This window comes from Pseudomonas sp. PDM24 (genome assembly GCF_019218905.1).
GTDB lineage: Bacteria > Pseudomonadota > Gammaproteobacteria > Pseudomonadales > Pseudomonadaceae > Aquipseudomonas.
Genome location: NZ_JAHUWR010000002.1, coordinates 606790 through 622426, shown reverse-complemented (window position 1 = coordinate 622426; position 15637 = coordinate 606790). Strand labels below are relative to the sequence as shown.

General features: G+C 60.0%; 14 protein-coding genes. 7 read left to right on the top strand and 7 right to left on the bottom strand.

Translation table 11 applies throughout. From position 1 onward, the window contains the following. Positions 1 to 7: 7 nt before the first annotated feature. From KW837_RS10725 to aspA, 5 genes are all read right to left on the bottom strand, one after another. Positions 8 to 1039 carry a histone deacetylase family protein gene (locus KW837_RS10725; RefSeq protein WP_218395607.1) on the bottom strand — a complete coding sequence of 344 codons (1032 nt, stop codon included), beginning with the start codon at positions 1037 to 1039 and terminating at the stop codon, positions 8 to 10. Positions 1040 to 1216: 177 nt separating this feature from the next. Then, positions 1217 to 2209 (bottom strand): AraC family transcriptional regulator, encoded by a 993-nt coding sequence (locus KW837_RS10720; protein WP_218395605.1) that lies wholly within the window; start codon positions 2207 to 2209, stop codon positions 1217 to 1219. 147 nt (positions 2210 to 2356) lie between these two features. Further along, on the bottom strand, positions 2357 to 3361 hold the full coding sequence (locus KW837_RS10715; protein WP_218395603.1) for an asparaginase: 1005 nt from the start codon (positions 3359 to 3361) through the stop codon (positions 2357 to 2359). Between the two features lie 174 nt (positions 3362 to 3535). Continuing rightward, on the bottom strand, positions 3536 to 4987 hold the full coding sequence (locus KW837_RS10710; RefSeq protein ID WP_218395601.1) for a sodium:alanine symporter family protein: 1452 nt from the start codon (positions 4985 to 4987) through the stop codon (positions 3536 to 3538). 484 nt (positions 4988 to 5471) lie between these two features. Beyond that, the gene (gene aspA, locus KW837_RS10705) at positions 5472 to 6896 is read right to left on the bottom strand and encodes an aspartate ammonia-lyase (protein ID WP_095632848.1); all 1425 of its coding nucleotides are present in this window, start codon (positions 6894 to 6896) and stop codon (positions 5472 to 5474) included. Positions 6897 to 7076: 180 nt separating this feature from the next. On the opposite strand from aspA, the gene KW837_RS10700 reads away from it, so the two are divergent. The 5 genes from KW837_RS10700 to KW837_RS10680 all read left to right on the top strand — a co-directional run bounded on the left by KW837_RS10700 (position 7077) and on the right by KW837_RS10680 (position 10884). Continuing rightward, positions 7077 to 7994 (top strand): LysR substrate-binding domain-containing protein, encoded by a 918-nt coding sequence (locus KW837_RS10700; RefSeq protein WP_192345123.1) that lies wholly within the window; start codon positions 7077 to 7079, stop codon positions 7992 to 7994. 334 nt (positions 7995 to 8328) lie between these two features. Beyond that, positions 8329 to 8820, top strand: coding sequence for a 5-(carboxyamino)imidazole ribonucleotide mutase (gene purE, locus KW837_RS10695; RefSeq protein ID WP_003196369.1), 492 nt, complete (start codon positions 8329 to 8331; stop codon positions 8818 to 8820). An 11-nt stretch (positions 8821 to 8831) separates the two neighbouring features. Beyond that, a complete protein-coding gene (locus KW837_RS10690) occupies positions 8832 to 9914 on the top strand; it encodes a 5-(carboxyamino)imidazole ribonucleotide synthase (RefSeq protein ID WP_123500853.1) in 1083 nt (360 codons plus the stop codon). A gap of 100 nt (positions 9915 to 10014) precedes the next feature. After that, positions 10015 to 10260 (top strand): GlsB/YeaQ/YmgE family stress response membrane protein, encoded by a 246-nt coding sequence (locus KW837_RS10685; protein ID WP_123500851.1) that lies wholly within the window; start codon positions 10015 to 10017, stop codon positions 10258 to 10260. Positions 10261 to 10347: 87 nt separating this feature from the next. Beyond that, positions 10348 to 10884, top strand: a complete 537-nt coding sequence (locus tag KW837_RS10680; RefSeq protein WP_192345120.1) for a DUF3299 domain-containing protein — start codon at positions 10348 to 10350, stop codon at positions 10882 to 10884. Between the two features lie 126 nt (positions 10885 to 11010). Here the strand turns inward: KW837_RS10680 and KW837_RS10675 are convergent, their stop codons facing one another. Further along, positions 11011 to 11910, bottom strand: a complete 900-nt coding sequence (locus tag KW837_RS10675; RefSeq protein ID WP_218395599.1) for a D-hexose-6-phosphate mutarotase — start codon at positions 11908 to 11910, stop codon at positions 11011 to 11013. A 102-nt stretch (positions 11911 to 12012) separates the two neighbouring features. Continuing rightward, the gene (locus tag KW837_RS10670; RefSeq protein ID WP_007896491.1) at positions 12013 to 12417 is read right to left on the bottom strand and encodes an acyl-CoA thioesterase; all 405 of its coding nucleotides are present in this window, start codon (positions 12415 to 12417) and stop codon (positions 12013 to 12015) included. A gap of 508 nt (positions 12418 to 12925) precedes the next feature. Between KW837_RS10670 and KW837_RS10665 the strand changes: the two genes are divergently transcribed. Together KW837_RS10665 and KW837_RS10660 are read left to right on the top strand one after the other, a co-directional pair. Continuing rightward, on the top strand, positions 12926 to 14224 hold the full coding sequence (locus tag KW837_RS10665; protein ID WP_218395597.1) for an MFS transporter: 1299 nt from the start codon (positions 12926 to 12928) through the stop codon (positions 14222 to 14224). A gap of 233 nt (positions 14225 to 14457) precedes the next feature. Further along, positions 14458 to 15456 carry a phosphate ABC transporter substrate-binding protein PstS family protein gene (locus KW837_RS10660; RefSeq protein WP_218395596.1) on the top strand — a complete coding sequence of 333 codons (999 nt, stop codon included), beginning with the start codon at positions 14458 to 14460 and terminating at the stop codon, positions 15454 to 15456. Positions 15457 to 15637 lie beyond the last annotated feature (181 nt).

Below are 15637 nucleotides of genomic sequence, written 5' to 3'. Positions count from 1 at the left end.
TAATTCCTCATTGGGCGCTTTCAAAACCTTCGAGAACGTTCACGGCATTGATGCCGATTTCTTCCACCGCGTAACCGCCTTCCATCACGAACAGCGTCGGCTTGCCGAGGCCCGCGATGCGCGCGCCCATCGCCAGGTAATCCGGGCTGTCGAGTTTGAACTGGGAGATCGGGTCGTCCTTGAACGTATCGACGCCCAGGGATACGACGACGATGTCGGCGCCGTACTTTTCAATCTCTTTGCAGGCCTGCTCCAGGGCTGCGCTCCAGCGGTCCCAGCCTGAGCCGGCGGGCAAAGGGTAGTTGAAGTTGAACCCTTCGCCCGGGCCTTCACCGTGTTCGTCTTCGTAGCCGAGGAAGAACGGAAACTCGGCTTCCGGATGGCCGTGGATCGAGGTGAACAGCACGTCGCTGCGCTCGTAGAAAATCGATTGGGTGCCGTTGCCATGGTGGTAATCGACGTCGAGGATCGCGACCTTTTTGTGGCCTTGATCGAGGAATGCCTGAGCGGCGATGGCGGCGTTGTTGAGGTAGCAATAACCGCCCATCAAGTCGCTGGCGGCATGGTGTCCCGGTGGACGGCACAAGGCGAAGGCACTGCGGGCACCGCGCTGGATTTGCGCTTGGGCCGTGAGCGCAACTTGCGCCGCGCTATACGCCGCTTGCCAGGTACCGGCGGTAATTGGTGCGCCGCCGTCGAAGCTGTAATAGCCGAGCTGACCGTGCAGGCTGGTGGGCATGATCCGGCGCAGGGTGCGGGCAGGCCAGGTGTAGGGCAGCAAGTCGCCGTCGGTATTGAACTCGGTCCAGCGCGCCCAGGCTCCTTTGAAGAAGTCGAGGTAGTCGCGGCTGTGGATGCGCTCGATCGGCCCGAGACCGAAATCCTGCGGCGCCTCGACCGGGCCCAGATGGCGGGACTGTACGCGTGCCAACACATGGTCGGCCCGCGAGGGCATTTCGAAGCAGGGCATCAATTGCCCGTCCATCAATTCGCAACGGCCGTGATGCAAGTGGTGATCGTCCGAGTAGATCGTCAGCATTCTTGTTCTCCGCAGGCTGATTCGGTTGCACACAGTCTTGCGGCGGGCGGCGTTTGGGAGAACGGCAGGAAAGGCCAAAAGGGGATCGATATGGCCAAAAGATTTGACCGAAATTCGCCCCTTAATGGCACACCGGCGCCCACGAATGACGCATTCGCTCCTACAAGGGTTGGGTTGTCAGGGACGGAACTGACTCGGCGCCACACCACTCCAGCGCACAAACGCATGGCGGAAACTTGCGGTCTCGCTGAACCCCAACGCCTCGGCAATCCGATAGATCGGCAATTGATCTTCGCAAAGCAGTCGCTTGGCCTGCTCGAAGCGCAATTCATCGAGCAGTTCTTGATAGCTGCAGCCCAGGTCCTTCAGATGTCGTCGCAGGGTGCGCGCCGAGCAGTTCAACTGTTTGGCCAGCCCATCCAGGCCCGGCGCCGCGCTCAATTGCGCCGCGAGTAGTTGGCGGATACGCCCGAGCCAGGCCTGACGCCCGGTGAATTCGGTGTTTTGCTTGCGACAGCGCTCGGCCATGGCCTGGTGCGTGATGGCGTCGGCCAGGGGCAGGGGTTGTTCGAGCCAGCGTTTGTCGAAAGCAAAGGCATTGGACACAGCATCGAACTGCAAGGGGCAGTCGAAACGCTCGGCGTAGCGCGCCTGATAATCCGGCGCCGGGTATTCGAAGCGGGCCCCGAGCAGGGGCAGAGAGTGGCCGAGCAAGTCTTCGCAGGTGACTTTCATCGAGACCAGACAAAACTCGACATTGAACGGCGCCAGCGCCGGATTTTCCCGATAGTCCCCGGCAGTGAGCCAGATGCGCTCGCCATCCTCCTCCAGGCTCAACTCGAACAGTGTTCCCAATAGCGCCGGATAGTGCAGCGCCAACCGCAAGGCGTCACCTAAAGTGGCGCTGGTGAGTAAGGCGTACCCGAGCATGCCATAGGAAGAAACGTGCATTCGCCGGCCCAACTCCAGGCCGATATCGCGGCGTAACGCGACGGCGTTGGCGCAAACCAGCATCTCCTGGTTGGTGGTGATGCGCGTGTCCGCCCGGCTCAGATCCGCCGCGCTGATGCCGCTGCCGGCCAATAACGCTTCGCTGGACAGGCCTTCGGCCTTGAAGGTGTTGAGCACCAGGGAGACGGCATTGAGGGTGGTGAGGTGAGAGTGGAGCATGGGTGCTTCCAGCGTTGGGCGTGCCGGAAGGGGAGCAAGTTATATGCCTGATGGCCCCTGTAGGAGCGAGGCTTGCCCGCGAAGCTTTTGGCGCACTTGAGGACGCCTTCGCGGGCAAGCCTCGCTCCTACAGGGTTTTGTGTTGTGTCAGCTCAGTTCACCGCACAGATCGAGTTCAACCAGCCGTCGAACTTCAGCGGATTCAAGCCCTGCACCCAGCAGCCCATGCAACTTGCCAAACGCCGCCTCGCGAGTCATGCCGCCACCGGACAACACACCGGCGTCACGCAAGCGGCTGCCCGCCTCGTACACGTCGAGCTGCACGCCACCTTCATGACATTGCGTCACCGCGACCACCACCACACCTTTGTCCCGCGCCCGTTCCAGGCCGGCGAGAAACTCTGGGTTGTCGCTTGGCCCGGTACCGCTGCCATAACATTCCAGCACCAGACCCTGAATACCGCTGTTGAGCAGGCCATCCAGTTGATCGGCACCGATGCCCGGGAACAGCGGCAGCACCGCGACCTTCGCCAGCTGTTTAGGCTGGTTGTAGTTCAGCTGCGTCGGCACGGAAGTCGCTTTCACGCCGCCGCCCTGACGCTCCAGCCGTTTGAATGGATGACGACCGAAACTGCGAACCTTGGCGCAGCGGGTCGGATCGAGCAGTTCGCCGTGGAAGTACAGATGAACGCCCGGCGCCAGGCCCTGGCCAAGAGCAACCAACGCACCGCTGAGGTTTTCCCAGGCATCGCTGTCGGTCACGCCGGCCGGCAACATGGAGCCGGTGAACACTACGCGGGCATGCAGGCCGAGCAGCTGGAAGCTCATGGCTGCGGCGCTGTAGGCCAGGGTGTCGGTACCGTGCAGGATCAACACACTGTCGCAGCCCTGGACATCCACGGCATCGACCACCGCTTCACGCAGTTGCTGCCAGTAGGCGGGCGTCATGTTGGCGCTGTCGATCAGCGGCGCCATCTCGCGAAAGCGCCACTGCGGTACCACCAGTTCAGGCTGGCTGTGCAGATACTCGCGCATCCGCGTTTCGAAACCGGACGCCGGGGCCAGCCCGTGGGCACTGGCTTGCATGCCGATGGTGCCGCCGGTGTAGAGCACCATGACGTGCTGGGCAGCAGGAAAAGTCGAGGCATTCATGGAGGTTCTCCGAAAACGATGTGGGAGCGAGCCTGCTCGCGATGGCAGCGATGGGTCTCAAGCTCGAACCAAAACGGCAGCATCAAAATAGCTGCCACAACATGCGACCGAGCATGACGCCGGTCGCAAGCTGTGTCACGCCGGGCGCAGGGGGTGCGCCCGGTTTTTTACCGATCAGCGTTGCGCTGCGGTCACGCCTTGCGGCTCGGCTGCGGCCGTAGGAGCGGCGGCTGGCGGATTGGCTGGCCAGGCTTTCAGGTCCAGGTCCAGATCCGGGAATTTGCTCGAATCGAACACCGGGGTCTTGATACCGGCAGCACGCTGGTCATCGTAGTCACGCAGGATGCGCATGCCGACCTTGAACAGCAGGAACAGCGCGATCAGGTTCACGAACGCCAGCAGGGTCATGGTGATGTCGGCGAACGCGAACACCGTGCTGAGGTTTTCGATGGCACCCCAGAAGATCAGTACCAGTACCAGCGCGCGATAGGCCATCAGTGCCTTGCGGTTTTCGCCGATCATGAAGCGCAGGTTGTTCTCGCCCAGATAGTAGTTGTAGAGGATCGAGGTGAACACAAACAACGCCAGAGCCACGGAGATGAACATCCGGCCCCAGTCACCGACCACGGCAGCCAGGGAGTTTTGGGTCAGGGCAATGCCGTCGCCTTCGAAGCCCGGGGTGTAGAAACCCGACAGCAGAATCAGCAATGCGGTGCAGGTGCAGATCACGAAGGTGTCGAGGAACACGCTGAACGCCTGAACCACGCCTTGCGAGACCGGGTGCTCGACCGAGGCCACAGCAGCCACGTTCGGTGCACTGCCCAGGCCTGCTTCGTTGGCGAACACGCCGCGCTTCACGCCCATGACGATGGCGCTGCCGATCAGGCCGCCGAACGCCTGGTCCAGACCGAAGGCGCTTTTGACGATGGTCATCAACATGCCCGGAACATGGTCGAACTGCAGCACGATCACGTAGATGGTCACGCCGATGTACACCAGGGTTTTCACCGGTACCAGCAGGTCAGCGACCTTGGCGATTCGCTTGATGCCACCGATGAACACCAGACCCAGCAATACCGCCAGGCCAAGGCCGGTGTACGTTGTGTCGAGGCCGAAGGCATTGTTCAGCGAGTGGGTGACGGCGTGGGCTTGCAGGCCGTTGAAGGCGAAGCCGAAGGTAATCAGCAGCAGGAACGCCATGATCATGCCCAACCAGCGTTTCTGCAGGCCGTGCTGAATGTAAAAGGACGGGCCGCCACGGAACTGGCCTTCGGAGTCGCAGCGCTTGTAGAGCTGGCCGAGGGAGCATTCGAAGAAGCTGCTGGACATGCCGACCAGCGCGGTCACCCACATCCAGAACACTGCACCGGGGCCACCAAGGGTCACGGCGATACCGACACCGGCGATGTTGCCCGCACCGACACGGCCGGCCAGGCTGAGCATCAGGGCCTGGAACGAGCTGAGTTGACCGGCGCTGCTGCGCAAGCTGTCACGGAACACCGCGAACATGTGGAAGAAATGACGGAACTGGACGAAACGCGAGCGGATCGTGAAGTAGCTACCGAGCCCGACAATGAGCACGATCAGTACTTTCCCTGAGAGGAAGTCGTTGATGACTTCGAGCATGGATTATTCCTCGCTATTTTTTGTGTGTGCAGATAATGGTGGACCGACACATCGCGTTACACCGGCTTGCGCGTGGCACAACAAGTGGATCGAGGTTCGTTCCGGTTCCATATCGCGGGTTTTATTAGTTCGGGTTTCGCATGGGTTTGGGCCTCGTTATCGACGACCGCTCACGCGAAGAGGGCCGGCACTATACATAGGAGAGTGCCTTCCGTCTGCACGGTTGTGGTGCAAGCGATGAAACGAGAGCGCTGCAAAATCAAAAAATCGCAGCCTTCGGTAGCCTCTACAGGGGGTCTCAAACCCGGTAGGAGCTGCCGAAGGCTGCGATCTTGGCGGAACTGAAAGCATTCAGCATATTCGAAAATCCGCAAAAGAGTTAAAAAAAAGGGCTTGAGGGAGTAAATCCCCAAGCCCTCAAAAGGTGAGAGGTGTCTAGTCCCTCGACCTGGTGAGCGTGCTCTTCAAAAGAGCCGGCGTTTGGTCAAGCCTTCAGAGGCACCAGACGCGGAGCAATCATGTTTTCCGGGCGCAGGATGTCGGCGAGCATTTCTTCGTCGAGCAAGCCTTCTTCGCGCACCAGTTCCAGCACGCCGCGGCCGCTTTCAAGCGCGATACGGGCAATGCGGGTGGCGTTTTCATAGCCGATGTACGGGTTCAGTGCTGTAACCAGGCCGATCGAGTGTTCGACCAGTTCACGGCAGCGCTCTTCGTTGGCGGTGATGCCGACGATGCAGTGCTCGCGCAGCATGTCCATGGCGCGCTGCAGCAGGCGGATCGAGTCGAAGATCTTGAAAGCGATCAGCGGCTCCATCACATTCAGTTGCAGCTGGCCGCCTTCGGCCGCGATGGTCAGGGCCAGGTCGTTGCCGATGATCTGGAACGCCACCTGGTTCACGGCTTCCGGGATTACCGGGTTGACCTTGCCTGGCATGATCGAGCTGCCTGGCTGACGCGCTGGCAGGTTGATTTCGTTGATGCCGGTGCGTGGGCCGCTGGACAGCAGACGCAGGTCGTTGCAGATCTTCGACAGCTTGACCGCGGTGCGCTTGAGCATGCCGGAGAACAGCACGAAGGCGCCCATGTCGGAGGTGGCTTCGATCAGGTCGGCGGCTGGCACCAGTGGGTGACCGCTGATGGTCGCCAGGCGTTGCACGGCCAGGTGCTGGTAGCGCGGGTCGGCGTTGATGCCGGTGCCGATCGCGGTGCCGCCCAGGTTCACTTCGGTCAGCAGCTCTGGCGCCAGAGTCTTCAAGCGTGCCAGGTCTTCGCCCAATGTGGTGGCGAAGGCGCGGAATTCCTGGCCCAGGGTCATCGGCACGGCGTCTTGCAGCTGGGTACGACCCATCTTCAGAACGTGGCTGAATTCTTCACCTTTGGCGGCGAACGACTGGATCAGGCTGTCGAGGCTGGCCAGCAGCGCGTCGTGACCCAGCAGCAGACCCAGACGGATCGCGGTCGGGTAGGCGTCGTTGGTCGACTGCGCCATGTTGACGTCGTTGTTCGGGTGCAGGTACTGGTATTCGCCCTTGCTGTGGCCCATGGCCTCCAGCGCGATGTTGGCGATGACTTCGTTGGCATTCATGTTGGTCGAAGTGCCAGCGCCGCCTTGAATCATGTCCACCACGAACTCTTCGTGGAAATCGCCGCGGATCAATCGGGCACAAGCTTCGCTGATAGCAGCGTGCTTGGCTTCGCTCAGGTGACCCAACTCGCGGTTGGCGTCAGCGGCGGCCTGCTTGACCATTGCCAGACCGACAACCAGTTTCGGGTAATGCGAAATCGGAACGCCAGAGAGGCGGAAGTTGTTCACCGCTCGCAGGGTCTGGATGCCGTAATACGCTTGAGCAGGTACTTCGAGTACGCCAAGCAGGTCTTTTTCTGTGCGGAAAGATGCAGCGGAGGACATGATAGAAATCATCTCGATATGGACCCGGTCTGTGCCGGAACACTGCAAATGCTAGGCTTGTGAAGAATTTTGGGCCAATGCTGTTAAACACTAGCCTATGCACATTCGGCATAATGCCCGTGTGACGCCGCATGCGCGGCGAGCGTGCGACCTAATTTGGTGCGTGTCCGGGAGGGCGTGATGAATCTGGAAAGTAAATGGCTCGAGGACTTCAGTGCTCTGGCCGCCACCCGCAGCTTCTCCCAGGCAGCTGAACGACGCTTCGTGACTCAGCCGGCATTCAGCCGACGGATCCGCAGCCTCGAAGCCGCGCTGGGGCTGACCCTGGTGAATCGCTCCCGCACGCCGGTCGAGCTGACCGCGGCGGGGCAGCTATTTCTCGTTACCGCGCGAACCGTGGTCGAACAGCTGGGTGAAGTGCTGCGCCACCTTCATCACCTGGAAGGCGGGCAGGGCGAGGTGATGCAGGTTGCTGCCGCTCACTCTCTGGCACTGGGTTTCTTCCCGCGCTGGATCGCGCAGTTGCGCAATGAAGGGCTGAACATTGCCACGCGACTGGTGGCCACTAACGTTGGCGATGCGGTGCATGCATTGCGCGAAGGCGGCTGCGATTTGATGCTGGCGTTTTATGACCCGGATGCGGCCATGCAAATGGACCCGGAGATTTTCCCGTCGCTGCACTTGGGGGACACCGAAATGCTCCCGGTCTGCGCCGCCGATGCCGATGGCAAACCGTTGTTCGACCTGGAAGGCGAGGCCAGCGTGCCGCTATTGGCTTATAGCGCCGGTGCGTTTCTCGGGCGCTCGGTCAACATGCTGTTACGCCAGCGCGCCCTCAGGTTTACCACCATCTACGAAACCGCCATGGCCGACAGCCTGAAAAGCATGGCGCTGGAAGGCCTTGGCATCGCCTGGGTACCGCAACTGAGCGTGCGCGCTGAACTGGCTCGCGGTGAGTTAGTCGTCTGCGGGGGCCCGCAATGGCATGTGCCACTGGAGATCCGTCTGTACCGCTGCGCATTGGTGCGCAAGGCCAACGTGCGGTTGCTCTGGCGCAAGCTTGAAGGCGGCGCGGCCCAAGGCACAACGGGTATCTGAGACCAATGAAGATCCAATGTGGGAGCGGGTTTGCTCGCGAATGCGGTGTGTCAGTCGAGATCAATGTTGCCTGACCCAGCGCTTTCGCGAGCAAGCCCGCTCCCACAGGGGGATTTGTGTCGATCTTTCGCTGACCTCCGAGTCAATAAAACCGGCACTTTGCGCCGTATGACAGATGGTCGTATCGGGGGCTGTTTATCTGCTTCATTGAGGTATACTGCGCGGCCTTCGGCCGGTTCGTCCGGCCATTTTTCGTACAATCAAGCCACGCATTTCTGCGTGGCTTGTTGTTTTTTGACGCGCCTGCGGGCGCCCAGAGAGAAGAGGCACGACGATGAGTGCACTGGTTGGCGTGATCATGGGCTCCAAGTCCGATTGGTCCACCCTTAGCCACACCGCCGATATGCTGGAAAAGCTCGGCATCCCTTACGAGGTGAAAGTGGTCTCTGCCCACCGCACCCCGGACCTGCTGTTCCAGTATGCCGAAGAGGCCGAGGCCCGTGGCATCGAGGTGATCATCGCCGGTGCCGGTGGCGCGGCCCACCTGCCAGGTATGTGTGCGGCCAAGACCCACCTGCCGGTGCTGGGCGTACCCGTACAGTCGTCGATGCTCTCGGGCGTCGATTCGCTGCTGTCTATCGTGCAAATGCCTGCAGGCATTCCGGTCGCCACCCTGGCCATCGGCAAAGCCGGCGCGATCAACGCAGCGTTGCTCTCGGCGAGCATCCTGGGCGCCAAGCATCCGCAATTTCATACCGTGTTGAAGAAATTCCGCGCTGAGCAGACAGACAGCGTCCTGGACAATCCAGACCCACGCATCGCCTGAGGTTGTTGACGATGAAAATCGGTGTAATCGGTGGCGGCCAGTTGGGTCGCATGTTGGCGCTGGCGGGCACTCCGCTGGGCATGAATTTCGCTTTCCTCGACCCGGCGCCAGACGCTTGCGCAGCCGCGTTGGGCGAACACCTGCGGGCCGATTACGGCGATCAGGATCACTTGCGTCAACTGGCCGATGAAGTCGACCTGGTGACCTTCGAGTTCGAAAGCGTCCCGGCCGAAACCGTGGCGTTTCTGTCGCAATTCGTCCCGGTGTACCCGAGCGCCGAAGCCCTGCGCATCGCTCGTGATCGCTGGTTCGAAAAGAGCATGTTCAAGGACCTGGGGATTCCGACCCCCGCGTTCGCCGACATCCAGTCGCAAGCCGACCTGGACGCCGCCGTGGCTTCGATCGGTCTGCCGGCCGTGCTGAAAACCCGCACCCTGGGTTATGACGGCAAGGGCCAGAAAGTCCTGCGCAAGCCTGAAGACGTGATCGGCACCTTCGCCGAGCTGGGCAGCGTTGCCTGCCTGCTGGAAGGCTTCGTGCCATTCACTGGCGAAGTTTCGCTGATTGCCGTGCGTGCTCGCGATGGCGAAACCAGGTTCTATCCACTGGTTCACAACACCCACGACAGCGGCATTCTCAAGCTGTCCGTGGCCAGCACCGATCACCCGCTGCAAGCGTTGGCTGAAGATTACTCCAGTCGCGTACTCAAGCAGCTGGAGTACGTCGGCGTGATGGCGTTCGAGTTCTTCGAAGTCGACGGCGGCCTCAAGGCCAACGAAATCGCCCCGCGCGTACACAACTCCGGGCACTGGACCACCGAAGGCGCCGAGTGCAGCCAGTTCGAAAACCACCTGCGGGCCGTTGCCGGTCTGCCGCTGGGTTCGACGGCCAAGGTCGGCGAGAGCGCGATGCTCAACTTCATCGGTGTCGTGCCGCCAGTAGAAAAAGTGATCGCGATCGACGACTGCCATTTGCATCACTACGGCAAGGCTTTCAAGGCCGGCCGCAAGGTCGGTCACGCCAGTCTGCGCTGTGCAGACCGTGAGACGTTGGCTGCGCAGATCCTCAAGGTCGAAGCGCTGATCGCCGAATAGTTTCATGTGGCAACGGCGGAACCTTCAGGGGCCGCCGTTCTCTGATGGCAGGATGCCAAAGTCTGTCTAGGCTATAGCCAATTAATCAGAGGGAAATGCCATGGGAATTATCGGAACCATCTTTATCGGCTTGATCGTCGGCCTGATCGCACGGTTCCTGAAACCGGGTGATGACAGCATGGGCTGGATCATGACCATCCTGCTCGGTATCGGCGGTTCGCTGGCAGCCACTTACGGCGGCCAGGCCTTGGGCATTTACCACGCTGGCGAAGGCGCAGGTTTCATCGGTGCGCTGGTGGGCGCGGTGGTATTGCTGGTGATCTACGGCCTGATTAAAAAGAACTGATTCAAGCGACGAATCCCTCTCGGCTGCGCACGTCGAGAGGGCTAGAATGCTCGGCGTGACACTGTCCTATCCCTACCGAGCACTTTCATGCGCCGTCTTCTGTTGACTCTTCTCTTCCTGGGCAGTGGTTTGGCCCATGCCGGCGAACTGCCGGAAACCGACTGGCTTGAACTGATGCCCAAGTCGGACCAGAAAGCCCTCGAGGCCATGCCTGAAATCGATCACAACTCACCGGAAGCCAACGGCACCTTTACCCAAAAGGGTGGCATGAAGCAGAGCAAGGGCTTGCCGGCGGTGATGTACTCGACCAAAACCGTGCCGTCGATGAACGACAAGCACATCCGCATTGGCGGTTACCCGGTACCGCTGGAATCCGACGCCAAGGGCCACAGCACATTGTTCTTCCTCGTACCGTATCCGGGCGCCTGCATCCACGTGCCGCCGCCACCACCTAATCAATTGGTGTTGGTGCGTTATCCGAAAGGTTTGAAGCTGAACGATATCTACACACCGCTGTGGGTGACCGGCACGCTGAAGATCGAGACGGTCAACAACGACTTGGCGGATGCGGCGTATGCGCTGGATGCGGCGCAGGTGCGAGTGGTCAAAGAGTCGGATTTGTAAAAACGCCAGGCGCAGATCAAAATGTGGGAGCGGGCTTGCTCGCGAAGGCGGTGTGTCAGGCAACGTTAATGTCGACTGATACGCCGCCTTCGCGAGCAAGCCCGCTCCCACATTTGTTTTGTGGTGTTAAAGGGATTTGCTGCCGACACTGACGCCCAAGGTATGACTTGCCCCCGGTGCCAGTGTCACCACATCACCCATCACATTCGCCGTTTCAATGCACAGCATGCGCTGCCAGCCATCGTCGGCCATGTCGCTGAATGCCGCGGCGCGGTCGATCCAGGGGTTCCAGATCACTGCCGAACGCGAACCGCTGCTGGTCAGTTCGATGCGTCGCTCCCAGTGCGGGTCTACGATGCTCAGCTTCGGCGGGGTATTGAGATAGATGCGGTCGGTCTCGCCGGTAAAATGCAGATCACCGGTCTGGGTGACGGTTTTCCAGTCGTCCAGGGTTTCGATATAGCTCAAGCCATCCAGCCCTTCAACGTGCACGTTGCGCACATCGCTGACCGCGAAATAGCTATGCAGTGCCTGGCTGATGGTGACGTGTTCAGCGCCCTTGTTTTCGCTGGTCAGGCTGATGTGCAACTGCTCATCCAGACGAATGCTCAGCTTCAAGTCCACCTGATGTGGCCAGCCTGGCAGGCCGCCTTCGGGGTAGGGCAGATTGAATTCCACCTTCAGGCTTTCGCCCTCGGTTTCGATGCAGCCCAGTTCCCAGTCCATCGCCCGCACCAGACCATGGGCAGTCGGCGGTTCCTGGCTGACGCGCATGGCCTGGACACTCTGCGGGTTGCGCGACAGGTTGCCGAACCACGGCCAGCACACCGGCACGCCGGCGCGGATGCTTTTGCCGGCCTTGAATACCGCCTCGTCGTTGAGCCAGATCAACGGAGGCTCGCCAGCCCGTTGATAACTGAGAATGTGCGCGCCTTGCTGGGCCACCAGCAATTCGGCCTGACCGTGGCGGATACGCCAGCAGTTCAGTTCATCCAGTTTCACGGCTTCAACGTTGGGCGTGCTCATGGGGCAACTCTCGATCAGGAACAGGACTGCAATGGACCGCAAAACGGTCGCCGGGTTTAACGCCCACTTTTTTTACGGGCTCCGGTTTTTACGAGCTTCGGTTTAACGGGCTCTAGGCGGAACCGAGCGAGTGCGGCCGCTGCCGTCGATGGCGACGAACACGAAGACGGCTTCGGTCACTTTACGCCATTCGCTGGACAGTGGATCGTCGCTCCAGACTTCGACCATCATCTGAATCGAGCTGCGACCGATTTCCAGGGCCTGGGTATAAAAGGACAGCTGCGCGCCCACTGCTACCGGCACCAGGAACGCCATGCGATCGATCGCCACGGTGGCTACGCGACCACCAGCCACTTTGCTGGCCATTGCGGTGCCAGCCAGATCCATCTGCGCCACCAGCCAGCCGCCGAAAATATCGCCAAAGCCATTGGTTTCGCGCGGAAGCGCGGTGATTTGCAGGGCCAGGTCGCCTTGCGGGATTGGATCTTCTTGTTCGAGCTCTATCATGCCGGGGGTGCCTCTGACCCGTGACTCTTCATGTATGTAGCGGGTGAATAGCCGTCTTACGGCTCCGCGCGCAAAGTGCCTGCGCTCGGTCATGCTGCGTTAAAAACAGGCTCGGACGCTCATTTACAGCAGCAAACTCCGCGTCCTCGCCTGTTTTTGCCTTGCCTGACCTTCGCTCGGCGACTTTGCGCACTGGAGCCTTGGAAAAACGATTCAGCCCCGAACATACTACGTTCGTCACGTTTTTCGTAAGGCGCCTAAAGGGAAACTCTGCGAAATCGGCTGGTGGAGGCCAACAACGGTTTCGCACAGCAACCCCTTACAAGCCGTTGCAATATTGGGAGTATATCGATCGGTAGACTCCACGACGACCGTCCGGTTCTCATTTCGACCGTCAAATACGCGCCTCTATGTGCTTTTTCGAACAATTTGCTATCGTGCCGAACCTGCCCAAGCCTCTGCCAGCGTTGTTGAGGTTGCAGATCCGACTATAAGAGAAGCCCTTGCCATGACCACAGCGCCCTCGAGCATCGCGCAGCCCAGCCAATCCGCACGCCCGTTGACCCGCAATGACTATAAGACGTTATCGCTGTCTGCCTTGGGCGGCGCGCTGGAGTTTTACGACTTCATCATCTTTGTGTTCTTCGCCACGGTGGTCGGCAAACTGTTCTTTCCCGCCGATATGCCCGAGTGGCTGCGCCTGATGCAGACGTTCGGCATCTTCGCCGCCGGCTACCTGGCGCGGCCGCTGGGCGGCATCGTCATGGCGCACTTCGGTGATCTGCTGGGGCGCAAGAAGATGTTCACCTTGAGCATTTTCATGATGGCAGTCCCGACCCTGATCATGGGCTTGCTGCCGACTTACGCGCAGATAGGTATGTGGGCGCCGATCCTGTTGCTGTTGATGCGGGTAATTCAGGGCGCGGCGATTGGCGGTGAAGTGCCGGGAGCCTGGGTATTCGTTTCCGAACACGTGCCGCAGCGTCACATTGGTTATGCCTGCGGCACGCTGACCAGCGGTCTGACTGCCGGTATTCTTTTGGGCTCGTTGGTCGCTACCGCAATCAACAGCATTTACACGCCGGTGCAAGTGTCGGATTACGCCTGGCGAATCCCGTTCCTGCTGGGCGGCGTGTTTGGCCTGTTCTCGGTCTACCTGCGCCGCTGGCTCCACGAAACCCCAGTGTTTGCCGAACTGCAATTACGCAAAGCGCTGGCCGAAGAGGTGCCGCTGCGCGCCGTGTTACGCGACCATCGCGGTGCGATTCTGATTTCCATGCTGCTGACCTGGCTGTTGTCCGCCGCCATCGTGGTGTTGATCCTGATGACCCCGACCGTATTGCAGACGGTCTATCACTTCGCGCCAACCACCGCCCTGCAGTCCAATAGCGTGGCGATAGTGCTGCTGAGCATTGGTTGCATCATTGCCGGCGCCCTGGCAGATCGTTTCGGCGCGGGACGAGTATTCGTGTTCGGCTGCGCCGCGTTGCTGGCCAGCTCCTGGACCTTCTACCACAGCCTGGCTGAGCATCCCGACTGGCTGTTCCCGATGTACGCCATAACAGGCTTGCTGGTGGGCACCATCGGTGCGGTCCCCTATGTCATGGTCAAGGCATTCCCGCCCGTGGTGCGCTTCAGTGGCCTGTCGTTTTCCTACAACGTCGCCTACGCCATTTTCGGTGGCCTGACGCCGATGATCGTCAGCCTGCTGCTCAAGGAAAGCCCGATGGGGCCTGCGTATTACGTAGCGGTTCTGTGTGGCGTCGGGGTTCTGGTGGGGGGCTATCTCTGGAAGAAGGGTCGCTGAGCCGACCGACGTCTTCGCGGGCAAGCCTCGCTCCTACAGGTCATGCGCCAATTTTGAAATGACACTAATCCTGTAGGAGCGAGGCTTGCCCGCGAAGAACGATAACGCGGTCTGCCTGCGAAAAAAGCAAATGCTGGCCTTTCATCCAATTGTCATATTTCAGCCATAGAGTGTTCACACGGCCTGCTGATACTTGGCCCCGACTTAACACACCTATCTGCTAGGAGTAAGGCATGAAACTGAAGCGTTTGATGGCGGCAATGACTTTTGTCGCTGCTGGCGTTGCGACTGCCAACGCGGTTGCCGCTGTTGACCCGTCGATCCCGAGCTACACCAAGACCACTGGTGTGTCGGGCAACCTGTCCAGCGTCGGCTCCGATACCCTGGCCAACCTCATGACCCTGTGGGCTGAGAACTACAAAAAAGAATACCCGAACGTAAACATCCAGATTCAGGCTGCCGGTTCTTCTACCGCGCCACCTGCGTTGACTGAAGGCACCTCTAACCTGGGCCCGATGAGCCGCAAGATGAAGGACAACGAGCTGCAAGCCTTTGAAACCAAGTACGGCTACAAGCCAACCGCTATCCCGGTGGCTGTGGATGCCTTGGCGGTGTTCGTACACAAAGACAACCCGATCCAGCACCTGACCATGGAACAGGTCGATGCGATCTTCTCCTCGACACGTCTGTGCGGCGCTAAAACCGATGTGAAAACCTGGGGCGATCTGGGTGTGACCGGCGACCTGGCCAACAAGCCAGTGCAACTGTTCGGTCGTAACTCGGTATCCGGCACATATGGCTACTTCAAAGAAGAAGCCCTGTGCAAAGGCGACTACAAGCCAAACGTCAACGAACAACCAGGCTCGGCTTCGGTCGTGCAGTCGATCAGCTCCTCGCTGAACGGCGTGGGTTACTCGGGCATCGGCTACAAGACCGCCAGCGTGAAGACCGTGGCCCTGGCCAAGAAAGGTAGCACCGAGTTCGTGGAAGACACTGAAGAAAACGCCCTGAACGGCAAGTATCCGCTGTCGCGTTTCCTCTACGTTTACGTCAACAAGGCTCCGAACAAGCCTCTGGCCCCGCTGGAAGCCGAGTTCGTGAAGCTGATTCTGTCCAAACAGGGTCAGGAAGTGGTTGTGAAAGACGGCTACATCCCGCTGCCAGCCAAGGTTGCTGCAAAAGCACTGGCTGACCTGGGTCTGCAAGAAGGCGGTAACGTCGCAAAAAAGTAAAACCCTAGGTCCGGGCTAAACCCGGACCTGTGTAGGAGCGAAGGTTGCCCGCGAAAGCGGTGGGTCAGTCAACATTGATGTTGAATGTAACGACCCCTTCGCGGGCAAGCCTCGCTCCTACAAATGCCGGTAAATACCGGCCCCCAAATTTCCAATCCACTGCCAGTTCCCGCTGGCGGCG